The 24309-nt window shown below is 59.2% G+C and carries 19 protein-coding genes and 1 riboswitch; of the genes, 7 read left to right on the top strand and 12 right to left on the bottom strand.

All coding sequences use genetic code 11. The annotated features are described in order from the left end of the window. Positions 1-68: 68 nt before the first annotated feature. Positions 69-1958, bottom strand: a complete 1890-nt coding sequence (gene thiC / locus AC3ISI_RS02480; RefSeq protein WP_489335328.1) for a phosphomethylpyrimidine synthase ThiC — start codon at positions 1956-1958, stop codon at positions 69-71. A 168-nt stretch (positions 1959-2126) separates the two neighbouring features. Continuing rightward, positions 2127-2232, bottom strand: a riboswitch (TPP riboswitch). Between the two features lie 193 nt (positions 2233-2425). Here thiC and AC3ISI_RS02475 point away from each other — a divergent pair. Further along, positions 2426-3865, top strand: a complete 1440-nt coding sequence (locus tag AC3ISI_RS02475) for a TolC family outer membrane protein (protein WP_489335327.1) — start codon at positions 2426-2428, stop codon at positions 3863-3865. 45 nt (positions 3866-3910) lie between these two features. On the opposite strand, the gene waaA is transcribed toward AC3ISI_RS02475, so the two are convergent. Both waaA and AC3ISI_RS02465 read right to left on the bottom strand, forming a co-directional pair. Next, a complete protein-coding gene (waaA, locus tag AC3ISI_RS02470; protein WP_489335326.1) occupies positions 3911-5188 on the bottom strand; it encodes a lipid IV(A) 3-deoxy-D-manno-octulosonic acid transferase in 1278 nt (425 codons plus the stop codon). An 11-nt stretch (positions 5189-5199) separates the two neighbouring features. Further along, the gene (locus AC3ISI_RS02465; protein ID WP_489335325.1) at positions 5200-6096 is read right to left on the bottom strand and encodes a LysR family transcriptional regulator; all 897 of its coding nucleotides are present in this window, start codon (positions 6094-6096) and stop codon (positions 5200-5202) included. Between the two features lie 103 nt (positions 6097-6199). On the opposite strand from AC3ISI_RS02465, the gene AC3ISI_RS02460 reads away from it, so the two are divergent. The 4 genes from AC3ISI_RS02460 (at position 6200) to AC3ISI_RS02445 (ending at position 9717) form a co-directional block, all read left to right on the top strand. Next, on the top strand, positions 6200-6532 hold the full coding sequence (locus AC3ISI_RS02460) for a DMT family transporter (protein ID WP_489335324.1): 333 nt from the start codon (positions 6200-6202) through the stop codon (positions 6530-6532). Positions 6533-6731: 199 nt separating this feature from the next. Then, positions 6732-7907, top strand: coding sequence for an NAD(P)/FAD-dependent oxidoreductase (locus AC3ISI_RS02455; RefSeq protein WP_489335323.1), 1176 nt, complete (start codon positions 6732-6734; stop codon positions 7905-7907). Then, entirely contained in the window at positions 7904-8716 is an 813-nt protein-coding gene (locus tag AC3ISI_RS02450; protein ID WP_489335322.1) for an aldo/keto reductase, read from the top strand. The genes AC3ISI_RS02455 and AC3ISI_RS02450 overlap by 4 nt, the downstream gene beginning before the upstream one ends. A gap of 32 nt (positions 8717-8748) precedes the next feature. Beyond that, complete coding sequence (locus AC3ISI_RS02445) at positions 8749-9717, top strand: metal ABC transporter ATPase (RefSeq protein ID WP_489335321.1); 969 nt, start codon at positions 8749-8751, stop codon at positions 9715-9717. Between the two features lie 40 nt (positions 9718-9757). Here the strand turns inward: AC3ISI_RS02445 and hldE are convergent, their stop codons facing one another. Continuing rightward, positions 9758-11179, bottom strand: coding sequence for a bifunctional D-glycero-beta-D-manno-heptose-7-phosphate kinase/D-glycero-beta-D-manno-heptose 1-phosphate adenylyltransferase HldE (gene hldE / locus AC3ISI_RS02440; protein WP_489335320.1), 1422 nt, complete (start codon positions 11177-11179; stop codon positions 9758-9760). Positions 11180-11353: 174 nt separating this feature from the next. Beyond that, entirely contained in the window at positions 11354-13156 is a 1803-nt protein-coding gene (msbA, locus tag AC3ISI_RS02435) for a lipid A export permease/ATP-binding protein MsbA (RefSeq protein WP_489335319.1), read from the bottom strand. A 156-nt stretch (positions 13157-13312) separates the two neighbouring features. On the opposite strand from msbA, the gene AC3ISI_RS02430 reads away from it, so the two are divergent. Both AC3ISI_RS02430 and AC3ISI_RS02425 read left to right on the top strand, forming a co-directional pair. Continuing rightward, positions 13313-15175, top strand: a complete 1863-nt coding sequence (locus AC3ISI_RS02430) for an O-antigen ligase family protein (protein ID WP_489335318.1) — start codon at positions 13313-13315, stop codon at positions 15173-15175. After that, complete coding sequence (locus AC3ISI_RS02425) at positions 15175-16392, top strand: acyltransferase family protein (RefSeq protein WP_489335317.1); 1218 nt, start codon at positions 15175-15177, stop codon at positions 16390-16392. The genes AC3ISI_RS02430 and AC3ISI_RS02425 overlap by 1 nt, the downstream gene beginning before the upstream one ends. Before the next feature lie 63 nt (positions 16393-16455). Here AC3ISI_RS02425 and AC3ISI_RS02420 read toward each other — a convergent pair whose 3' ends face one another. The 7 genes from AC3ISI_RS02420 to AC3ISI_RS02390 form a co-directional block, all read right to left on the bottom strand. Next, a complete protein-coding gene (locus AC3ISI_RS02420) occupies positions 16456-17340 on the bottom strand; it encodes a glycosyltransferase (RefSeq protein WP_489335316.1) in 885 nt (294 codons plus the stop codon). Next, positions 17337-18491 carry a glycosyltransferase family 4 protein gene (locus tag AC3ISI_RS02415; protein ID WP_489335315.1) on the bottom strand — a complete coding sequence of 385 codons (1155 nt, stop codon included), beginning with the start codon at positions 18489-18491 and terminating at the stop codon, positions 17337-17339. The genes AC3ISI_RS02420 and AC3ISI_RS02415 overlap by 4 nt, the downstream gene beginning before the upstream one ends. Beyond that, positions 18488-19930, bottom strand: coding sequence for a PIG-L deacetylase family protein (locus AC3ISI_RS02410; protein ID WP_489335314.1), 1443 nt, complete (start codon positions 19928-19930; stop codon positions 18488-18490). Before AC3ISI_RS02410 ends, AC3ISI_RS02415 begins: the two co-directional genes overlap by 4 nt. Positions 19931-19938: 8 nt before the next feature. Next, a complete protein-coding gene (locus AC3ISI_RS02405) occupies positions 19939-20835 on the bottom strand; it encodes an antimicrobial resistance protein Mig-14 (RefSeq protein ID WP_489335313.1) in 897 nt (298 codons plus the stop codon). Further along, positions 20835-21965 (bottom strand): glycosyltransferase, encoded by a 1131-nt coding sequence (locus AC3ISI_RS02400; RefSeq protein ID WP_489335312.1) that lies wholly within the window; start codon positions 21963-21965, stop codon positions 20835-20837. The genes AC3ISI_RS02405 and AC3ISI_RS02400 overlap by 1 nt, the downstream gene beginning before the upstream one ends. After that, positions 21949-23706, bottom strand: a complete 1758-nt coding sequence (locus AC3ISI_RS02395; RefSeq protein WP_489335311.1) for a carbamoyltransferase family protein — start codon at positions 23704-23706, stop codon at positions 21949-21951. Before AC3ISI_RS02395 ends, AC3ISI_RS02400 begins: the two co-directional genes overlap by 17 nt. Positions 23707-23869: 163 nt before the next feature. Next, positions 23870-24205, bottom strand: coding sequence for a YceK/YidQ family lipoprotein (locus tag AC3ISI_RS02390; protein ID WP_489337614.1), 336 nt, complete (start codon positions 24203-24205; stop codon positions 23870-23872). Positions 24206-24309: the final 104 nt, after the last annotated feature.

The raw sequence follows: 24309 nt of genomic DNA, 5'->3' as shown, positions 1-24309 counted from the left end.
TGTGTAGATCGCTTTCGCGGGCTTGCCCGCGATGAGGCCCTTCCAGGCCCCATCTTATTCAGGTCAGATCACACCTTCTTGTACAGCTGACTACCTTCCTGCTTGAACCGTTCAGCCTGTTCCGCCAACCCTTGGGCGACCTCGGCATCCACGGTTTCGATCCGCTGGTTGGCCGCGTATTCACGGACTTCCTGGGTGATCTTCATCGAGCAGAATTTCGGCCCGCACATCGAACAGAAGTGCGCGACCTTGGCCGAATCCTTCGGCAGGGTTTCATCGTGATACGAACGGGCGGTGTCCGGATCCAGCCCCAGGTTGAACTGGTCTTCCCAACGAAATTCGAACCGCGCCTTGCTCAAGGCATTGTCACGAATCTGCGCGCCCGGATGTCCTTTGGCCAGATCGGCGGCATGCGCGGCGATCTTGTAGGTGATGATCCCGGTCTTCACGTCATCCTTGTTCGGCAACCCCAAGTGTTCCTTCGGCGTCACGTAGCAAAGCATGGCGCAACCGAACCAGCCGATCATCGCCGCGCCGATCCCCGAGGTGATGTGGTCGTAACCCGGTGCGATGTCGGTGGTCAGCGGGCCGAGGGTGTAGAACGGCGCTTCGTCACAGCATTCCAGCTGCTTGTCCATGTTCTCTTTGATCAACTGCATTGGTACGTGACCCGGACCTTCGATCATGCACTGCACGTCATGCTTCCAGGCGATCTTGGTCAGCTCGCCGAGGGTTTCCAGCTCACCGAATTGTGCGGCGTCGTTGGCGTCGGCAATCGAGCCTGGACGCAGGCCATCACCCAGCGAGAAGCTGACGTCGTAGGCCTTCATGATTTCGCAGATGTCTTCGAAATGGGTATAGAGGAAGTTTTCCTTGTGGTGCGCCAGGCACCACTTGGCCATGATCGAGCCGCCACGGGAAACGATACCGGTCACGCGTTTGGCGGTCAGCGGTACGTAACGCAGCAGAACGCCAGCATGGATGGTGAAGTAGTCGACGCCCTGCTCGGCCTGCTCGATCAACGTATCGCGGAACAGCTCCCAGGTCAGGTCTTCGGCGGCACCACCGACTTTTTCCAGGGCCTGGTAAATCGGCACCGTACCGATCGGCACCGGTGAGTTACGGATGATCCACTCGCGGGTTTCGTGAATGTGTTTGCCGGTGGACAAGTCCATGACCGTGTCCGAACCCCAGCGAATGCCCCAGGTCAGCTTCGCCACTTCTTCTTCGATGGACGAACCCAGCGCGCTGTTGCCGATGTTGCCGTTGATCTTCACCAGGAAGTTACGGCCGATGATCATCGGTTCCAGTTCGGTATGGTTGATGTTGGCCGGAATGATCGCGCGACCGCGGGCGATCTCGTCACGGACGAATTCAGGGGTGATGATTTTCGGCACGCTGGCGCCAAAGCTGTGGCCGGCGTGTTGCTGCTCCAGCAGGCCGGCGGCGCGGGCCACTTCCAGCTTCATGTTTTCGCGGATGGCGACGTATTCCATCTCGGCGGTGATGATGCCTTGGCGGGCGTAGTGCATCTGGCTGACGTTGGCCCCGGCCTTGGCGCGGCGCGGATTGTTGACGTGGGCGAAGCGCAATTTGGTCAGCTCGGCATCAGCGAGGCGCTCCTGGCCGAAGTTCGAACTCAAGCCAGGCAGGCGTTCCGTGTCGCCACGGGACTCGATCCACGGTGAACGCACATCGGCCAGGCCTTTGCGCACGTCGATGATGACATTGGGGTCGGTGTACGGACCCGAGGTGTCGTACACAACCACCGGCGCATTGATCTCGCCGCCGAAATCGGTCGGAGTCACATCCAGGCTGATTTCGCGCATGGGCACAAGGATGTCGGGACGTGAGCCCTGAACATAGATTTTTTGCGAGCGGGTAAACGGTTGAACCGACTGTTGATCGACTTGGGCCGAATCACTCAGGTTCGTCGTATTTTTTGCTTTTATCATCATCACGGGCTCTCCAGACAGCATCCAGGCAGTGGAATTTTGTCGGAGCGAACCTGTAACGAATGGACGCGACCAATCAGCCAAAACGAAGCTGTTGGTGCTGTGCTCAGTGCTCGAGGGGTGTTCGATTGTCGAACAACATCCCGGACGAAGCACAAGAGGACTCGCCGGGTGACGAGAAATCTTGTTCCCTACGCAGGCGCTAACCTGATCAGGTTCAACGGGATCCGAAATTATTCGATCTCAGCCTCATAGCAAGGCACCCCGACAAGAACCCGGCCAGTCTAGACACAACTGGCAGAGAACGCCAATACCGCTGCAAACACCATGATCAATGGCGCATTCCGGATTGTTCGCGCCCTCTTGCACAACTACACTCGCTACGCCAAGCCACACATTGACGTGGTACGTGCCGCGCCTTAGCCTTGGCGCTCAAATTATTTGTGTAATATCAATTCTAGGGAACGCCTATGCTGCGCAAACTCTCACTGGTCATTGCGGTGTCTTGTGCGTCCAATGGAATGGCCTGGGCAGCAGAAGCGCCCTTATCGAACCAAAACGATCTGGTCAGCGTCTACCAGGAAGCGAAGGCCAACAACGCCGACCTCGCGGCGGCCATCGCTCAATACGGCGCACAGAAAGAAGTCGTGCCCCAGGCCCGTGCCGGCCTGCTGCCCAATCTTTCGGGTGGTGCCGAACTGGCTAGCGTACGGACCTCGATCGATCAGCCTTCGTCGACGGCCAATCGCAGTTCAAATTCGTACCAGGCCACCCTGGCGCAGCCGCTGTTCCGTGCCGATCGCTGGTTCCAGTTCCAGGCCGCCAAGGACGTCAACGAACAGGCCGCCCTGCAACTCTCGGCCACCGAGCAAAACCTGATCCTGCAGACCGCTGAAAATTACTTCAACGTGTTGCGCACACAGGACAACCTGGCGTCGACCAAGGCCGAAGAAGCGGCGTTCAAACGCCAACTCGACCAGTCCAACGAACGCTTCGATGTCGGCCTGTCGGACAAGACCGACGTGCTCAACTCACAAGCCAGCTACGACACCGCACGCGCCAACCGAATCGTTGCACAGCGCCAGGTAGATGACGCGTTTGAAGCACTGATCACCCTGACCAACCGTCAGTACAACTCGATTTGGGGCGTCGCCCATAGCCTGCCGATCTTGCCACCGGCGCCGAACGACGCCAAAGCCTGGGTCGATACGGCGGCCAGACAGAACCTGAATTTGCTGGCCAGCAACTATGCGGTCAGTGCCGCCGAACAAACCCTCAAGCAGCGCAAGGCCGGTCACTTACCGACCGTCGACGCTGTGGCGAAATACGAAAAAGGTGACAACGACGCACTGGGGTTCAGCAACCCGAACAACCTTCCTCAGGCGTACGGTGGCGACGTAGAGCAAACGACCGTTGGCCTGCAACTGAGCATCCCGATCTACAGTGGTGGCCTGACCACCTCCCAGGTGCGTCAATCGTATGCACAGCTGGACCAGACCGAGCAGCAACGTGAATCGCTGCGTCGGCAGATCGTGGAAAGCACCCGCGACCTACATCGCGCGGTGAATACAGACGTTGAGCAGGTGCAGGCGCGCAAGCAGTCGATCATCTCCAACCAGAGCGCGGTGGAAGCGACGGAAATCGGCTATCAGGTGGGGACACGCAACATCGTTGACGTACTGGATGCACAGCGTTCGCTGTACACCTCGGTGCGCGACTACAACAACACTCGCTACGACTACATTCTCGACAACCTGCGCCTGAAACAGCAGGCCGGCACGCTGAACCCGGGGGACCTGGAAGCCCTGAAGCGTTACCTCAAGGCCGACTACAACCCCGACAAGGACTTCCTGCCACCGGGTCTGGCGAAGGCAGCGGAGGAGCAATTAAAAGCAAGACCTCCGCAGTAACGGGTCATCACTGTGGTGAGAGGGCTTACCCTCTCACCACATTTATCAGCGATCAATCAACCGCCCCAGCCCATCCAGCAACCGCTGCAACGCCCCCTGATTGGCGCGCATCACCTTAAGCCCCGCCTCTGCCATCCGCTGCGCATCGCGCGGTAACTCGAACAGCCGCTGCACCGCCAGCGCCAGACCTTCGGCATCCTCCACTTCCTGCAACGCCCCGGCGCTGCGCAATTGCGCGGCGATTTCGAGGAAGTTGAACAGGTGCGGACCGCTCAGGACTGGCTTGGCCAGCGCGGCCGGCTCCAGCAGGTTATGCCCGCCGTTCGGCATCAGGCTGCCCCCTACAAAAGCGCTGTCGGCCAGTGCGTAGAGAAAGAGCAACTCGCCCATGGTGTCACCCACCAGCACCGATATGGCCGAGGCTACCGGCTCGCCTGTAGAACGACGCAACGTCGCAAACCCCTGCTGCTGACACAGTTCGAACACCGCGTTGAAACGCTCCGGATGGCGCGGCACCAGAATCAGCAAGGCATCCGGATGATTGGCCAGCAACTGACGATGGGCCGCGAGGACCACTTCGTCTTCGCCTTCATGGGTACTGGCGGCGATCCACACCGGTCGTTCAAGCGCCTGCCATTGAGTGCGCAGGTCGACGGCACGTTGCAGCAGCTGCGGGTCGATGGTCAGGTCGAACTTGATCGAGCCGGTGACCTCCACGGTCTCAGGACGCGCACCTAAATCGCGAAAACGCTGGGCTTCGGCTTCAGTCTGCACCGCAAACAGACTCATCTCGGCGAGCATCGGCTGCGTCAGTTTGCGCAAGCGGCCATAACCCTTGGCCGAGCGCTCGGACAGACGCGCATTGGCCAGTGCTACCGGAATCCGGCGTTTGGCGCATTGGTGGATGTGGTTGGGCCAGAGTTCGGTTTCCATGATCACCGCCAGGGTCGGCCGGACCCGATCAAGAAAGCGCGCAGCGGCGCATGGTAAATCGTAGGGCAAGTAGCAGTGCTGGATGCGCGACTCATTGGCGAACAACGCCTGGATGCGCTCGGACCCGGTCGGGGTCATGCAGGTCACGGTAATCGGCAGCTGTGGATAACGTTGCAGCAAGGCGCGAATCATCGGCGCGGCGGCAATGCTTTCGCCCACCGACACCGCGTGCACCCAGATACCGCCCGGTTTCATCACCGGCAGTCCGACGGAGAAACGCTCGCCAATGCGCTTGGCGTACGCCGGCGCCTTACGCGCCCGCAGCCACAGCCGAATCGCTACCAGTGGCAGCCCCAGATAAAACAGCGCGGTATAGAGAGTTCTATTCATGGCGGCGGAGTTTATCGGCTTTTCTCACCGATCGCCTGCAAGTGCACGGCAAAACGTTCCGCCAGCCAACGAGCCGCCGGGCCCAGCGGCTCATCGCGACGCCACACCAACTCCACCACCAGCGCTGGCGGGGTCCATTCGCTGTCCAGTTCAACCATCAGGTCCTGATACGCCGGGTATTGCACAACATGCCTTGGCAACCAGGCCCAACCGAGGCCGCGCACCAGCCATTCGGCCATCACGTAGAAACTGTCCGCGCGCCAGACTTGCGGGCTGGCCGGTTCGCTACCGGGATAAACGCTGGACTGTGTGGACATCAGCAACTGCCGATGCTGCGCCAGCGCCTGACAATCGACGTGTGCCTGTTTCGCCAGTGGATGCCCGACGCCGCACACCGTGACCATCTCGACACTGCCCAGCACTCGCCGCTCAAGGGCTTCGGGGATCTGGTCGTGATAAAACAGCAACCCCAGATCGGCACGACGCTCCACGAGCTTGCGCGCCACGTCGCCCTGAGCAGCGCTGGTCAGCTGCACTTCGAGGCTGGGAAATTTTTCGGCCAGGGCTTCGAAGCTTTCGATGATGGGCTGATAGGGCATGGCCTCATCCTGCGCCACGCGCAAACGAGCTTCCTGGCCGCGCATCATCGCCAGCGCTCGGCCATTGAGGCGCTCGCACTGGCGCAACACTTCCCGCGCCTCGTCCAGCAAGGCATTGCCGGCCTCTGTGAGTTTCGGCTGACGGCCACTGCTGCGGTCGAACAGGCTGACGCCCAAGTCTTCTTCCAACAGCGCAATCGAACTGCTGACCGCCGACTGCGCCTTGCGCTGATTGCGCGCCACGGCAGAAAAAGAACGCTGCTCCGCTACGCTGACAAACAACCGCAGTTGCTCAAGATTCCATTGCATAGGCCAACCCATCTTCATGGCAGATAGGTAATGACTTTACCGCATCTGCACAGCCTCTAAAATGCCGACATCAGAAAGCAACACTTCACCCGAGGATGCCCCCATGACCGCTTACTACTATCTGGCCATCGCCATCTGCGCCGAAGTCATTGCGACCGTTTCAATGAAAGCCGTCAAAGGCTTCAGCACGCCCCTGCCCCTGACTCTGGTGATAGTTGGCTACGGCATTGCCTTCTGGATGCTGACGCTGGTAGTGCGCAGCGTTCCGGTGGGCGTCGCTTACGCGGTGTGGGCCGGCATGGGCATTGTGATGGTCAGCGTCGCTGCGCTGTTTATCTACGGGCAGAAACTGGATGTACCGGCGATGCTGGGGATGGCGCTTATTGTCCTGGGCGTCATTGTCATCCAACTCTTCTCGAAAACTGCTGGGCATTAAACCCAAAGCACATTCCATTGTGGGAGCGAGCCTGCTCGCGATGACGGTATCGGATTCAACATAAATATTGGACCTGCCACTGCTATCGCGAGCAGGCTCGCTCCCACAGGTTTTGCATCTGCCCTATTGATCAGCAACAAATCCACTCTTCTTTGAGTCTGTATACTGCGCCCTCGTCTTGAACACTGAGGTCGCCGCCATGCCATCCGTTATTTCCACCGACGTTCTGATTGTCGGCGCTGGTGTCGCCGGCCTCTGGCTGAATGCGCGACTGCGTCGCCAGGGTTTTTCGACCGTGCTGGTGGAAAACGCCAGCCTCGGCGGCGGGCAGAGTGTGAAGTCCCAGGGCATCATTCACGGCGGCGCCAAGTATGCGTTGCATGGAGCCCTGACAGGGGCGTCGGAAGCCATTGCCGACATGCCCCGTCGCTGGCGTGAAGCATTGGCGGGCGATGGCGAGCTGGACCTGTCCGGCGTGCGCCTGCTGTCCGAAGCCCACTACCTCTGGTCCCCCGGCACGCTCGCCGGCAACCTCACCAGCTTCTTCGCCAGCAAGGCCGTGCGCGGCCGAGTCGATCAGGTCAAGGGCGAGCAACTGCCCGCGGCCCTGCAAGACAAACGCTTCAAGGGCAAGGTCTATCGCCTGGCAGAACTGGTGATCGATGTGCCAAGCCTGATCCAGCGCCTGGCGGATCTGGCTGGCGATGGCCTGCTCGCCGGACAGAAGATCGAACCGCTGCTGGAAAGCAACGTTCTGGTCGGCCTGAAGGTCGATGAACGCGAGATTCGCGCCCAGCGCATTGTCCTGAGCGCCGGCGCCGGCACAGCGCAGCTGCTCGAAGCGTTGGGGCTGAGCCAGCCCGCCATGCAGCGCCGGCCATTGCACATGATCATCGCCAAAGGCCCGGGCCTCAAACCGATGTACGCCCATTGTCTGGGTGGCGGCACCAAACCGCGCCTGACCGTGACCACTCACCCCGCCGCTGATGGCCAGTGGGTCTGGTACATGGGAGGCGATATCGCCGAAGCCGAAGGTGTTGCCCGAGAACCCGCCGAACAAATTGCCACGGCCCAGCAAGAACTCGCTCATCTGCTGCCATGGATAGACCTGAGCACCGCGCAATGGGCCACCTTGCGCGTGGACCGCGCCGAGCCGCTGCAATCGGGACTTATCCGCCCCGACAACGCCTTTGTTGCCGAGCAGGGCCGGCTGTTGGTCGGCTGGCCAACCAAACTGGCACTGGCGCCGGACTTCGCCGACCGGGTCATCGCCAACCTTACGCGTGATGGCATCAAGCCAAGCCAGACCACCCCGCTGCCGCCGCTGCCAAAACCACCGATGGGCGTACCCGCCTGGGATCAACTGCTGCCATGAGCCAACCGACCCTGCACGATCTGCATCGCCCACTGGGCAGCACCGGCCTGATGGTTTCACCGCTGGGCCTGGGCACGGTCAAACTCGGCCGCGACCAAGGCGTGAAGTACCCCAACGGCTTCCAGATTCCCGACGACGATGATGCGCGCAGGCTGCTCAAACTCGCCCGCGACATGGGCATAAACCTGATCGACACCGCACCGGCCTATGGCCGCAGTGAAGAACGCCTCGGCCCGCTGTTGCGAGGCCAGCGTCAGGATTGGGTCATTGTCAGCAAGGTCGGCGAAGAGTTTACCGACGGCCAATCGAGCCATGACTTCAGCGCCGCTCACACTCGACTTTCCGTGGAGCGCAGCCTGCGACGTCTGGAAACGGAGTTTATCGACCTGGTGCTGGTGCACTCCGACGGCAACGATCTGGCGATCCTCAATGACAGCGAGGTCTACGCGACTCTCGCCGAGCTCAAGACCGAAGGCAAGATTCGCGGCTTTGGTTTTTCCGGTAAAACCGTCGAGGGTGGATTGAAGGCCCTTGAGCAAGGCGATTGCGCCATGGTCACCTACAATCTGAACGAGCAGAACGAGAAGCCTGTCATTGACTATGCTGCTGCTCACGGCAAAGCCATCCTGGTCAAAAAAGCCCTCGCCAGTGGTCATGTGTGCCTGAGTCCAGGCGTGGACCCGGTGCGCGCCAGTTTCGAGTTGTTGTTTGAACATCCGGGCGTTGCCAGTGCTATTGTCGGGACCATCAATCCGCTGCACCTCGCCCACAACGTTGCGACCGTTGCCCAGGTCCTCCGTAGAAACTGATGCCGCCCACGCGGCCTTAAGCAGGAGCCGACATGCCGCGTACGCTCATACGAAAGAACCCGAACAACTTCAAGACCCTGCCGTTATACGTCGAAGCGACTCCCGAAGGCTTGAGCTATCAGAGCGTCGGGATGCCGCTCAATTTCTCCCAAACCTTGCAACGTCGTCGCCTCGTGACAGTGGCCAGTACCGAGCGGTTTGCGCTGGAACTGGCCAATCTCGGCGTCTCGGTGCGCCTGACCTTGCATTGGCAGAATCGCGATTACTGGGTACTGGTGCGTCAGCGTCGGCAAGACCGTGGCGACGTGGTACTCAAGCTGATCTCGGGCTATGTACCAGCCCATGAGTTGAACCTGCCACTGCACACCGCCATCCAGGAAATTGCTGAGGAGTGCCTGCTGGAAACCCCGGAAGGCTGGCTCGGTGGGCGTTTCAACGACACTTGGCTGCCGGCACCCTACGCCAGCGCCCTGCATTACCGCGAGGCGCTGCCGTTTCGCCTGACGCCATTGTCCGGTTCGGCGCGGCCGGTGCGCTGCGCCAACCTGCAGTTGATCGAACGGCCGCGGGCTTACGTGCATTTGCCCACCGCGTCATTGCAATTGATCTATGACTTGCGCCTGGACGTGCCCAAAGAAGCGAAGTCCCTGAGTCTTTTTCACGTTGACGAGCGACTGGAAGGCGATCAACTGGTTGCCCGTCTCGACCGCAAGCGCCCGGACTTGTACCTGATGCCATTACAAGACGGCCAGCCGATGGCCGAGCTCTATACCTTGAAGAAAGATCAACTGTACCCGGCGAGTACGCGTGGCTTGTTTCTGGCGGAGAGCTTTGCCCGACAAGAAGGCTGGGTAGTGCGTGATGAGCGGATTCGCTGGAAGGATTGGGTGCGCCAACAAGGGTTGAGTCCACCGGGGAAAGACTCGGGGCTGGCGCGGTTACGCGGGAAGGCGAAGCAATTGCTGAAGAAGATCGTGCCGCGTAAAAAAGTCAGTTCTTGATGATCGTTCCCGCATGGGAACGATCACCACAAGCCCAGCGTCAGTTATTGCGGATCTTCTCGACAATCGCCGTGGTCGAGCTGTTGGCCACCAGCCCCAGCACTTTCACCGTGCCGCCGTAAGCAGTTACGATGTCCGCGCCGACTACCTGGTCAATCCCATAATCGCCACCCTTGACCAACACGTCCGGCTTGACCTCACGCAGCAGGTTTTCCGGGGTGCCTTCAGGAAAGCTGATCACCCAATCCACTGCGCCCAATCCGGCCAATACCGCCATTCGACGGTCGACGCTGTTGATTGGACGACCCGGCCCTTTCAGGCGGCTGACCGAGGCATCGTCGTTGACTGCAACAATCAGACGATCGCCCTGGGCCCGTGCCTGTTCGAGGTAGGTCACGTGGCCGGCATGCAGAATGTCGAAGCAGCCGTTGGTGAAAACGATCTTCTCTTTGTGTGCTCGCGCATCGTCGACCGCCAGCAATAGTTGCTCAAGGCCCAGCACACCGCGTTCCGACCCTTCTTCACGCTGGATGGCACGGCGCAGTTCCGGCGCGCTGATGGCCGCCGTACCGAGTTTGCCGACCACGATGCCCGCCGCCAGGTTGGCCAAGGCCACTGCGTGCGGCAATTCTTCGCCAGCGGCAATCGCGGCGGCCAGGGTGGAAATCACCGTGTCGCCGGCACCGGTCACGTCGAACACTTCACGGGCACGGGCCGGCAAGTGCAGCGCCGGGTGATCAGGGCGCAGCAAGGTCATGCCGTGTTCGCCACGGGTCACCAACAACGCGCCGAGGTCCAGATCGTGCATCAGCTGCGCGCCTTTGCTCACCAGCTCGTGCTCATCGGCGCAACCACCGACGATGGTTTCGAACTCGTTGAGGTTCGGGGTAATCAGGCTAGCGCCACGGTAGATCGAGAAGTCCTTGCCCTTGGGATCCGCCAGCACCGGAATACCACGGGCACGGGCAGCCTGGATCAGCACCTGATGGTTTTTCAGTGCGCCTTTTCCGTAGTCGGACAGCACCAGCACCTTGATACCTTCGAGCAATTCATCGACTTGCTCGCCAAGCGCCAACGCATCGGTGGCGAAGGGTTCTTCAAAGTCGATACGCAGCAGTTGCTGGTGACGACTCATGACCCGCAACTTGACGATGGTCGGCTGGTGCGCGATGCGCTGGAACATCGCCCGCACGCCAGCACCCTTGAGGCTATTGGCCAGGCTGTCGGCAGCCTCGTCGTCGCCGGTCACGCCGACCAGCGAGGCCGGGGCGCCGAGCGCGGCAATGTTCAACGCAACGTTGGCGGCACCGCCCGGGCGGTCCTCGATTTGCTCGACCTTGACCACCGGTACCGGCGCCTCAGGGGAGATCCGTGAGGTACCGCCATGCCAGTAACGGTCGAGCATGACATCGCCGACCACCAAGACAGGGGCTTGATCGAATCGCGGCATGGACAACTTCATGGAGCAACCCACATACAAAATGAACAGGGGCGCGATATTACCACAGGGTTGGCATGGCCTTGCGCATGGCATTAACGAGGTCGTAAAAAGCAAAAAAAAGCAGCCTGGTCAGGTTCAAAGAACCTCAGGCTGCATTTTTTTCAGGCTGTCATTAAAACTGACCAATGCCGAGGGTCAGGCGATGTCTTCAGCCGGGGCGTCGAGGCCCATGGCGTTCAGGCGGGCGTAGTAACCATTTTGCGCCAGAAGCTCGGCGTGGGTGCCGCGCTCGACAATCCGGCCCTGATCCATTACCAGAATCAGGTCCGCCTTTTCGATGGTCGACAGACGATGAGCGATTACCAGTGTGGTCCGGCCTTTCATCACTTGGTCCAGCGCCGCCTGGATATGGCGCTCCGACTCAGTGTCGAGCGCCGAGGTGGCTTCGTCGAGAATCAGCAACGGTGCGTTTTTCAACAGCGCCCGTGCAATGGCCAGGCGCTGGCGCTGACCGCCGGACAGCAGCACGCCGTTCTCGCCGACCTGGGTGTCCAGGCCTTGGGGCAACTGCGCGATGAAGTCCATCGCGTAGGCATCTTTCGCGGCTCTTTCGATCGCGTCACGAGGTGCGCCCGCCAGGTCGCCATAAGCAATGTTATTGGCCACCGTGTCACTGAACAACGTCACATGCTGGGTCACCTGGGCGATATGCTTGCGCAGGTTCAGCAGTTTGTACTGCTCCACTTCAACACCATCGATCAGGATCTCGCCCTTGTCGTGGTGATAGAAGCGTGGAATCAGGTTGGCCAGGGTCGACTTACCGCTGCCTGATCGTCCGACCAGTGCCACCATTTGCCCAGGCTCGGCCGAGAAACTGATGTCATTAAGTACCTGGCGATCAGTGTCAGGGTAGGTGAAGCTCAGGTTGCGCACGTCCAGGCGACCGCTGACGGCATCGCGTTCGACGGTGCCGGTATCGACTTCGGGCGCAACGTCCAGCTGTTCGAAAATGCTCTCGGCGCCCGCCACACCTTTCTGGATAGTCGAGCTGACTTCGGATAACTGGCGGATCGGCTTGGGCAACAGGCCGGCCAAGGTGATGTAGGCAACCATGTCACCGGCCGACGCATCGCCACGCAGGAACAGCACCAGGAACATCAGCACCGCCATGGCGGTGTAGATCACCAGTTGCAACAACGGCGTGTAGATGGCACCGGTGCGGGTCATGCGCAGTTGTTTGTCAGTGTTGCCCTGACTGGCTGCGAAGAAACGCTTCTCTTCGTAGACTTCACCGCCAAAGCTGCGCACCACGCGATAACCCTGGATGGTTTCCGACGCCACGTGGGTCACGTCGCCCATGGCCACCTGGATTTTCTTGCTCTGCTTGCGGAATTTCTTGCTCGCGGTGCGCACCATGACAGCGATCAACGGCAGGATGGCGATCATGACCAGCGTCAGGCGCCAATTCATGAACAGCAGCGAGGCAAACAGGAAGATCACGGTCATGCCTTCACGGATTACGACCTTGATCGCATCTGTGGCCGCCCCGGTGACCATCGTCACGTTGAAGGTGATGCGTGAAATCAGATGACCCGAGTTATGCTTGTCGAAATAGCGATTGGGCAAAACCAGCAGGTTATTGAACAGCTGCACGCGCAAATCATGGACGAGCCCGAGGGAAACCTTGGCCAGAAAGTAGTTGCCCAGATATGATCCCAGCCCCTGCCACGCTGCGATCAGGATGATCAGCAACGGTACAGCCTGCAACAGTTGCAGGTCGCGCAGGTAAGGCACCGTTGGGAAAAGCACGGCCTCAGGGTTGGACAGGCCATCGACAAAGTATTTGAGGATGTAGCCAAGCATTGGCTGGGTCGAAGCGAAAATCAAAAAGCCGACAATGCTGATCAGAAACAGACTGATGTACGGCCGGACATAGCCGAGCAGGCGGAAGTAGATTTTCAAGCTCGATGGGCTTGCGGAGAGACTGGAGTCGGCCATATCACGCGTTTGTCGATAAAAAGGACGCTGACTTTAGCACAGCTTCTCCAGGGTTCTGGCAATCGGCTAAAGGCTGTTATTGTTAGGCACCGAATTAAGCATCAAATAGCCATCACCCCGAAATACCCGATCAACTTCAGGATTGAATCTCTCAGCATGCAACTCAGCGGTTTCAATAGTGTGTCAAATCGAGTTTTCGATTTCATTTGCCTCTGGATTCTTCCACTTGGCTATCTCTTGCTTCTATGCGCATTGTTCTTCTTGCCGGGCCGAAGTCTGCACCACAAACTTTTTTATGGTCTGTTCAGCATTCCGGCGCTGATCGCCCTGTGTCTGCGCCCCCGCGAACTCAAGGAGCTGGGCCGGGATCCGATCTTTATTGCCGTGCTGGTGTTCGCGACCTGGGCGCTGATAAGTTTGTGCTGGGCACCGGGAAAGGACAGCTTTTCCAGTCAATTCAAAGCACCGCTGCATACCCTGCTGCTGTTCGCTGGCTGCTACTTGCTGGTGCGCTATCGCAGCGAAATCATTCATCCCCTGCTGTTCGCCGCGTCATTGGTCGGACTGGTCGGTACCGTCCACGACCTGTACATATTCGCCCGCATGTATGAGCCAGGCTTGCGCTTGATCGGTGGCGGTGCGTTCGACAACCCGTTGCTGAGCTCGCACATGTACGGCTTTTACGCGGCCTATTGGCTGAGCATGAGCATGACCTGCAAGCGCCGCCAGATGCTCTGGCTGAGTGTTCCGGCGATGGCAATCATGTTCGCCGCCGTGATCGCCACCGGCTCCAGAACACCTCTGGTTGCTCTGACGATGGCGGGGCTCTGGCTGGCTTTCATTTGCTGGAACCGTCGCTCCGTCGTATTGCTGGGCGCATTGGTTGCCAGCGCAGTCACGGTTTATGTGCTGTTTGCGCGAATGATCATTGAACGAGGCGACTCTTACCGCTTCGAAATCTGGCAACTGGCCATTAAAAAAATAGCCGATCACCCATGGATCGGTCATGGTTATAGTGCCGATCTAGCCATCGACCCCGGCCTCGGCATCAGCTTTCAGGAACCCCACAGCTTTGCCCTGGGCGTGCTCTATTACGTCGGTATTTTAGGTTTGCTGCCGTGGTTGTTTTTCCAGGCCTGGAGTTTGTTGAGCAGTTGGCGCAATCGTCTGCAACCACTGTTTATCATCGCCTCGACCTGGCTGGTATTCGGCATCGGCGCCGGCCTGACCGAGGGCGGAGGTATCATCTCCCGACCCAAGGAGCACTGGTTCCTGCTGTGGATTCCACTGGCGTTGATCGTCGCACTCAGCATCAACCAGCGCACCAGGCGCCTGCTGGCGATGCCCATCAAGACACTGACGCCAACGGCCCTGCAACAATTGACCGCCAATGCGCAGGTGATCGAGGAAGATGGCCTGGGCCCCAAGGTCTTGCGCCTGCTCGATGGCAGCTTCCTCAAACTGTTTCGCAGTCGTCGCTGGTACACCTCGGGGAGTTTCAACCCCTACTCCGAACGCTTTGCCGTCAACAGCGAGCAACTGCGCAGCCTGGGGGTCCCGACCCCGCCGATTCTTGACCTTTATCGCCTTGCAGATGGCAGTAGCGCCGTGCACTATTCGCCGCTGCCGGGTAATACGCTGCGCCAGGTCCTGCAAGGAATAACCGCACCCGCGGTGCGCGAGGCGCTGGTGGAGCGTTTCGGCAAGTTCATGGCTCAACTGCATGAACAAGGCATCTATTTCCGTTCGCTGCACCTGGGTAACGTACTGGTGCTTGAAGATGGCGAGTTTGGCTTGATCGATGTGGCCGACCTGCGCATTTACCCTTCTGCGTTGAGCCTGGCCTTGCGTCAGCGCAACCTGCGCCATATGCAGCGTTACACCGTAGACAAGCGCTGGCTGTTCGAAGAACACTTTGAAGCACTGCTTCAGGGTTATGCCATGACAGCATCGAAATCTGCTGTTGATAACCTGCACAGACAAGTGCTGACCGGGAGCTCCCCGGTCAAGGCTCATTGATGACTGAAACCAATCCTCTCATTGCACTAGCAGGTTATCTGCTAGCCATTGTGACCGCCGCGCTGCTATTGCGCGCCGTGCCGAAAATCGCCCGTCAAATCGAACACTCCAGTGAAAGCCGTTATGCCAGCATCGATGGTCTACGGGGTTATCTGGCGTTCGGCGTGTTCATACACCATGCGATCATTACCTTGATCTTCCTGCGCACAGGTGTGTTTGATTTTCCGCCGAGCAATTTCTACTCACAACTCGGCCAAGGCAGTGTCGCGTTGTTTTTCATGATCACCGGTTTCCTGTTTTGGAACCGACTACTCACCCAAGGACGTCAACACGACTGGCTGGCCTTTGCGGTATCGCGCCTGTTTCGCCTGTATCCGCTGTATTTGCCGCTGATGCTGATCGTGTTTGTCACGGTGTTCTACCTGCAGAACTGGGAACTCAAGGACTCCGGGCTCCAGTTCGTCGGCCAGATCCTGGCCTGGCTGACCTTCGACCGGCCGGACGTCAACCAGTACTACCAAACCGGCGTGCTGATCTCCAACGTCACCTGGACCTTGGGTTACGAGGTGTTTTTCTATCTGGCATTGCCCCTCGCCGCCATGGTGTTTATCTATCGAGGCAGCTGGAAGCAAACGGTGTTGTGCCTGATCGGCATTTACGCCCTGTATGAACTGGTCGGCCTGGAGCACTCGCTGAAAAAACATTTTCTGGCGAGCTTTCTCGGCGGCATCGGCGCTGCGTACTGGGTTCGCCGACCGAAACTGGTGGCCTGGGGCCAGACTCGAATGGCGGGGATTATCGCGCTGCTGGCATTGGCAATTGCCTTCACGGCATTCAACCGTGCTTTCAGCTTGAAGCCATTGCTGCTCATGTCATTGTTTTTCGTGATTGTGGCGTCTGGAAACACCCTGTTCGGCGCGCTGAAACCACGCAGCATTCGCTGGCTCGGTGAAATCAGCTACAGCACCTATTTACTGCATGGTTTTGTGCTGTGGGTGTTCATCCAGCGCCTGCCGCTACTGCTTGATCTGGATGTTCGGGACATCTGGACCTTTCTGCCCCTGTTGGCCCTGTGCAGCTGCCTGCTGATCATCATCAGCAGCCTGACGTTCCTCTACATCGAGAAACCGGGCATAACGGCCGGGAAAAACGTCTTGCTGTGGCTACGTCGACGCAAAAAAGCCGACAAGAGTCTGGCAGAGGAAATCGCTCGCTGAAGCTGACGCAACTCTTGTAGCCGCGGTTTCGCCAGCGGCTACATAGAGCGCATCGAGGTTGGGTCAGTCTTTTTCCAGCGGCGAGAAGTACAGCCGCCCCAGACCGCGCCAGGTCTTCTTGTTCCAGGCCTTGAACGGGATCTGCGCCAGTAGCTCGCGGGCCAGCTTGCGGTCACGGTTGGCGGTCTTGAGGAACATTGAGCTGAGAAACTTGTAACGAACCTCGTCGTACAGCGGGTGATCGCTGAACAGCGCGTAGGTACGCAGGATGCTGTCGATCATGAAGCGGTGGTTCTTGTAAGAGTTGGTGGCGTGTTTGCGATAGCGCGCCATCAACACATTCAGGCCATCGATAAAGTAACCGGCATGGGTCACCTTCAGTTCGATCAGCAAGTCTTCCAGGCGAATGTTCGGATCGAACCCGCCCACCTTGTCCAGCGCTTCCCGGCGGATCATCAGGGTCGGAGCAGGTGGATAGGGTTTACGCTCCAGAAACATGTCATCGAAGTCCAGGCGACGAAACGGCACATCACGACGCTGACGCTTCTCTGGGTACAGATTACCGTCGGCGTCGATCAGCTCGATATTGCCGGCGCAGATACCAACCTCGGGCTTGCCATCCATATGCGCCACCTGAGTGGCGATGCGCTCTGGCAGCATGATGTCGTCAGAACCGAACGGCACAATCAGACTGCCCTTTGAACGGGCGATGGCGCCATTGAGGGTATTGGTCAGCCCCTGATTCTGCTGAACCCGAAAATCGAATCCATATTGCGCCTGAAGCACCTTGATGCGTTCGACGCTGTCATCTTTGGAACCGTCGTCGACCACCAACAATTCGATGTTCTTATACGTCTGGTTCAGGACGCTGAGAATGCTTTCCTCGATGTATCGAGCGTGGTTGTACGACGCGATGATGACCGTGACAAGAGGTTGCGCGGCGCTCATGGTTTTTCCTTGCGGGCCTGCTCCAGGCCGGAGTCAATCAGGTTCAGGTATTCCTGACGGAACACCTCAATGTCGTGTTGTGCCTGCAGATAACGGAAAGCCTGCTCACCCTTGGCCTTGAGCTCGTCATCCGACAGCCCGAGGTAAGTATCCAGCGCCGCAACCAGGCTCGGTACATCCTTGGGTGTAATCGCCAGTCCACCCGCCCCTTCAATCAGCGGCAACATGGCGGGCACATTGGAGGCGATCACTGGCAAATGACCACTCATGCCTTCAAGCAGCGCCAACCCGAGGCCTTCCGCCAACGATGGCATGGTCCAGATATCGAAAGCGCGAATGTACTGCAAGGCGATTTCCTTGAAACCCAGCAGGTGCGCGCGCCCGGTCAGGCCCAGGCGTTCGATTTCGGCATTCAGGCGCGACTCTTCGCGGCCGGCTCCAATGATCGCCAATTGAGTGTTCGGGTACTTGTCCTTGAGCGCAGCAAACGCCTGCAACAGATAAGTGTGACCCTTGACCGGTACAAGACGCCCCAGAGCGCCAATCAAACGTACCGACGGATCGATACCCAACAATTCGCGGGCACGCTCACGGCTGTGCTGCAATCCTTCAGCCTGCTCGATGTCGATGGCGTTGGTAATGGCGAACGTGTTCTGGTCGGTAAAACCGCAGTCGCAGTCCAGTAGGTACTGTTTGACCGCCGGCGACACACCGACAAAACGCCAGTGACGATCGATCAGGCGCTGGGTCTGGCGTCGCCGGTAAAACCGGTCGTACTCACCAAAACCGTGGGAAATGCCGATGCACAGCGGCACTTTCAACCAGCGGTTGAGCGTCAGCATCATGTTCACGGGCTTGAAGCGGTTACAGATCACCACGTCGAATTTTTCCGCGCGGCAAAATTTGTACAGTGTCCACATCGCCCGCAAGCGCATGCCTTTGAGGGACTTGTCGGAAAACTCGAAGTACACCGAACGGTCGGCCCGGCTTATAGCCTCACCCGGCCCCGGCTTGCCGCGCAGGAACGCCGCCGTCACTTCGTAGCGATCACTGGGCAGCGCCTTGACGATCTGCTCCGCGAGGTCGGCAAAATCATGGGCTTTGACGTTGTAGTCAGGCTGCAATTGCAGAACCTTTAGCCGCTGGCTCATAACTCTCCCCGCTGAGAAGCGTTGATTGGTGTGTGCTTGAGTATCCACAAAAGCTCGTGACGCCGAACGGCTTTGCGAAAGAATTCGTTTTCGCCGTAGGCCGGCGGCTTGCGCTTGGCCAGTATCCGCTGGATTAACCGGCGCAGGCGTCGCTTGAGCGGCATCGACGGCTGCAGGTCATGCATCATGCCCAACGCCATGGCTTTGTCGCGCTGAATTTCCAGCGACAGCGGCAAGCAGCAAGGCTGCATCGGCGTGGCCGGGTCGAAGGCTGGCGGCAATGCGATGCCATGACCGGCGTCGCCCATTGGCCAGCGGTCGTTGTCGTGCAAATGGTTGGCGTAGCCGAGCAGTGTGGTCGGCTGCCATTCCAGGCCTTTCAAGGCTTCAAGAACCGCTTGTTGGGCACAGATATGATCGGGATGCGGATCGAGGGTCGGGTGCGGCAGTACGATCACTTCAGGTCGCGCACGCAGCAGTACTGCACGCAGATCGGCCAGCAGGTTGTTCCAGGTCGGTGCGCCGTCGGCATCGCCCGGTAGGGCAAACGGGTTCAACTGGCGAAACAGGCGGGTGTCGCTCAGATCTGCTTCCCGCGAAGCGACCGGTTGCGCCGGCGCGGCCTGCATGGCTGCCAGTTGCAGGCAGAAGTAACCCAATTGCACGCAATGAGTCTGTGGCACGCCCGCCCAACGCGGCACCGCGATGCTGTCCCACGCGCGTAAACGGCCCTTGAGCCGCGACGCCTCGACCTTGTTCAGGCCGATCTGTTGGTAGTGTTCGGCTTCGATTTCACCGGCGGTCAGTGTCACGATCCAGGCTTCATCAGCCTGGCTGTACAAACCATAGGCAGCCAGTTCGGCATCGTCGGCGTGAGGCGCAATCACCATCACCCGTTGCCGGCGGAAGTCGGGGTGCTCCAGCGCCCACAACACCGGCTCGCCGAGCAGTCGGCAGAAGCGTCCACGCAGGCGCAACTCACCGCGCGACAGCACTTGCGCCTGACCACTGAGGTTCAGATAGCGCAGGCCGTTGACGCCACGCTCAAAGGTTTGACGGTCCGGGTTATCGCCACCCGACAGCTCCACCACTGGATCGATAAAGCGGCCCAGCCAGCTACTTTTGACCCGAAGCGCCAACACCAGCGTGGCGTCGTCGACCAGCATTACACCGTCATCCAGCCGCAAACACTCGCCGTCCAGGTGCACCTTGGGTTGCGAGGTGTAAGGCGGGAAGCTGTATTGGTAATCGTCTTTGGGGGAATAAAACAGGTGGTCGGCGAACCAGGCCTCATGGGCAATCCAGCCCAGCACGGCAAGCACCAACGGCAGCCACCAGGCCACCAGCACGCCAAGGGCAATCAACAGCACCAGCGCGATCAACAAGCTGATGCGTTTGTTGCGCCGATGGCGCTTGAGCAGTTGCTGTTTGCGGCTCATGGGTTCACTCACACGGTAAAAACCGGCACAGGATTGCACCAGCGGTCTTTGTATTCCCGGTCGGCGCGGCCGAAGGAAAACCGCAAAGGCTTGTCGAGGGCGCGAGCGTGCTCCCAGGCACTTTGCGTGTTGAGGAAACTCAGCACGCTGCCGGGGCTGAACTCTCGGGTTTCGGGATCGACGCCGCCGTTGATGTACTCGACGCTGATCCATTGCGGCGCTTCGACGCGGTAGACCAGTTGAATGGCGATCGGGGCATCGTTGAGGAAAATCACCGAGCCGATCAGCAAGTCCCGCAGCAGTTCGATCACCTCACCCATGCGCTCGGCACCCGTTGCCGCAAAGCCCCAACGGCGCTGGAACAGGTCGCAGTAAATCGCCGCCAGCTCAGTACTGGAAAACTCGGCGACCGGCCGCACGACGCCGCCGGCTTCTTCCAGCAGACGCAATTCACGGCGCTGGTTGTAGCGGAATTTTTTCGACAGTTCTTCCGGCGTGCGCGCCATGGCCAGTTGTTCGGCCTGGAGCTTGATATCGGTGAAACGGCCTTCGCTCAGTGCCGACAAATAACGCACGCGATGGCGCAGCGCGGCTTGTGCATCGGCGGCAGCCGGCAGGATCACCTCGGCATTGCCGAGGTCGAACAGGCCTTTTTTACCACGGCGTTTGAGTACGTCTTTGGACAGTGCCAGGTCGCGCCCCCAGGTCGGGATTGCGGCTTTCACTTCACCGTTCTGCTCCCAGGCCAGGTAACGGACCGGGATCTCGGCCAACTGCGCCAGGCGCTCAACCACCATGGGATGAGTCGCGACGCTACCGCCAAAACGCTGCCAGGTCTGTGCATAAGTCGAGGCGTCGACCAACGTCCAGCCACGTTCGCGCCAGCCTTGAAATCGGTTGAGCATCAGCCCCTCGGTGCCAGTTCTGTGACGTGTGGCAAATGCCAGAACGCATCGCGTACCGCGCGGTCGGAGAAATGCTCACGCAAGCGGTCGAGCATCATCTCGGCACACTGATGACGTTGCTGCTCGTCCATGGCGGCCAGATGTTGCAGGCCTTGAGCAAGACGCTCGGCATCGCCCAACGGGAACAGGATGCCGACCCCTTCAACGACTTCCCTGGCGCCACCGCAAGCCGTAGCGAGCAACGGCACGCCAGCAGCCATGGCTTCCAGCAGCACCATGCCGAAAGGCTCGTGATCGGAGCTCAAGGCAAATACATTGAAGGCACGGAAATAGCGACGGGCGTCGGGTACTTGGCCGAGGAACAGCACCCGATCACCCATGCCCAGTTCGCGGGCCAGTTCCTTGAGGTCCTGTTCCAGCCGACCGCTACCGAGTATCACCAGTTGGCTGTTGGCCGGCAGTTGCGGCAATGCCAGGGCAAAACCGTGCAGCAGCGTGGTTTGGTCCTTGTCCGGGTGCAACCGCCCGACATTGCCGACAATCCAGGCATCCGCTGACAGACCCAGGGTTTCCCGAGCCTCGCGAGCTGAGACCTGACTGGTCTGCATGGCAGGCACATCGATACGGTTATAGAGCGTCTGAATCCGCCCGGCCGGCCATTTCGGCAGGCAGCTGCGCATGTCGTCACGCACGGCATCGGAGACTCCGAGCAGGCTGAGGCGCTTGCGGAAAATATGGGCGAACAGTTTGCGGCTGCCGCGTTTGTAGTCGCCAAACGCATGATGCACACCGATGACCGGCAGCGAAGTGCCGAGCAAGGCGATGTAGATCGGCTTGAAACGGTGGGCAATGCAGAAACTGAAGTTGCGCGAGGCGGCGATCTTGCGCAGATCGCCGATGGCGCCCAGCTTCAGGCCACGAATGGCCTTGGAGCTGTATTCCATGAACAGCACTTCATCAGAAGCGCAGCCCGCAGCGACATCGCTGTCGGCGGCCCCGGTCAGAAAGACCGTGGTCACTCGATAGCCAGTCCCCGCGAACAGGCTGGCGTACTGCCGGGCACAGTCCAGAAACGGGCCGTCATACCCGTGACAGAACTGCAGCACATGGCGTTCAGCCGAGCGAGTCATATGCGTCCGCGCCTTCTTTAACCACCAGGATGTCTTCCATGATCAAGTACTGTAGATCGGAACCGAAGAACATGTTCAGAGCATCGGTCGGCGAGCAGATCATCGGCTCGCCACGACGATTCAGCGAGGTGTTCAGCGACACGCCGTTACCGGTCAGTACTTCCAGCGCTTTCATCATGTCGTAGTAGCGCGGGTTGTATTCGCGCTTGAGTACCTGGGCGCGGGACGTACCGTCTTCGTGGACAACTTCCGGCACACGGGTCTTCCACTCTTCAGCCACTTCAAAGGTGAAGGTCATGAACGGCGCCGGGTGATCGATCTTGATCATCTGCGGAGCAACGGTGTCGAGCATCGACGGGCAGAAAGGCCTCCAGCGCTCGCGGAACTTGATCTGGTGGTTGATGCGGTCAGCCACGCCAACGGCGCTCGGGCAACCGATGATCGAACGACCACCCAAGGCGCGCGGACCAAACTCCATGCGCCCCTGGAACCAGGCCACCGGGTTTCCGTCGACCATTATTTTGGCGATGTTTTCCGGCATGTTGTCGAGCTTGCGCCAGACCGGTTTGCTCGGGTGACGGGCGCAGGCAGCGAGCACGTCTTCGTTGGTGTACGAAGGGCCAAGGTAGACGTGTTCCATCTTCTCGACCGGCACGCCACGGGCGTTAGACACATACGCCGCCGCGCCGACCGCCGTGCCGGCGTCGCCGGACGCAGGCTGCACGAACAGCTCTTTGACGTCGTCGCGGGCGATGATTTTCTGGTTCAGCTTGACGTTCAACGCACAGCCACCGGCGTAGGCCAGCTTGCCGGTTTCCTTGAGCACGTCGCCCAAGTAGTAGTCGATCATCTGCAGCGAGATTTTTTCGAACAGCGCTTGAATGCTCGCCGCGTAGTGGATGTAAGGCTCGTCGGCGATGTCGCCTTCGCGCTTGGGACCCAGCCACTCGATCAGTTTCGGCGAGAAGTAGTAACCTTTGCCTTTCTCTTTGTAACGACGCAGGCCGATGACGTTGGCGTAGTCGGTGTTGATCACCAGCTCGCCGTTTTCGAACGAAGCCAGGCGCGAGAAATCGTATTTGCTGGCGTCGCCGTACGGCGCCATGCCCATGACCTTGAACTCTCCATCGAGCATATCGAAACCGAGGAACTCGGTAATCGCGCCATACAGGCCGCCGAGGGAGTCCGGATCGAAGAATTCCTTGATCTTGTGGATCTTGCCGTTTTCGCCGTAACCGAAGAAGGTCGTGGCGTACTCACCCTTGCCGTCGATCCCCAGGATCGCGGTTTTCTCTTTGAAACCGGAGCAGTGGTAAGCACTGGAGGCGTGGGCCAGGTGGTGTTCGACCGGCTCGATCTTGATTTTCTTCGGATCGAAACCCAGTTGCTCGAGGCACCAGACAATCTTGTTGCGATAACGCTTGTAGCGACGGTTGCCCATCAGGATCGCGTCAAGCGCGCGGTCCGGGGCGTACCAGTAACGCTTGGCGTACTGCCAGCGAGCCTTGCCGAAAATACTGATCGGTGCGAAGGGGATCGCCACCACATCAACGTCGGACGGCTTGATGCCCGCCTGTTCCAGGCAGAACTTCGCCGATTCGTAGGGCATGCGGTTCTTTGCATGTTTATCGCGCACAAAGCGCTCTTCTTCAGCCGCCGCGACCAGCTTGCCGTCGATGTACAAGGCTGCGGAAGGATCATGGCTAAGGGCGCCGGACAGGCCAAGAATCGTCAATGCCACAGGGGTCTAGCCTCTTTAGTCTGCATGCAGGCGACAAGCGCCTCAAAAAATAATGTGCCCTCGCAAGCGGCGAGAGACAGCTAAAGGGCGGGATTATAGCTTAAAGATGACGGGAATGACCCAGCGCTTATTGCCTCACCTGGACGACAGCGTAGCGCACGGCTTACCCACGGCCCGCTTGACGGTAAATACCGAGATTGCCCTCGGTAACCTGGCGGTAAAAGGTGTAGGGCAGGCAAACCGTGTCGAGGACACCGGACAAGGCCAGGTCCAGCAATACGAAGGATGCAAGGTAGCCGCCGGGTTCAGGCGGAGCATTCAAGTAGCAGAAATCATAGGCCAGTCCGCTGTAAATGCGCGGGATGGACTGGCAGTAGGTTTTTTGTTTTCTCAGTCTTCGCGCTGCGTCTTCGTCAGATTGCAGCACCGTGACAGCGGTGCCGCAACCAGTGAGTGCGAGTGAGAAAGTACTGATCGCAATAGCCATTTTTATCGTCAAAATCTGCCCTCCGTGAACGTCAGGCAAACTAGCATCATGGCTATTCAGGGCACAGTTCATGGGCTCTGTAGATCATGTAGGAAGATTCATAAAAACTTGTCCCC

It is taken from the genome of Pseudomonas sp. GL_139_B (assembly GCF_057834475.1).
This window is presented reverse-complemented; position numbering and strand designations above follow the sequence as displayed.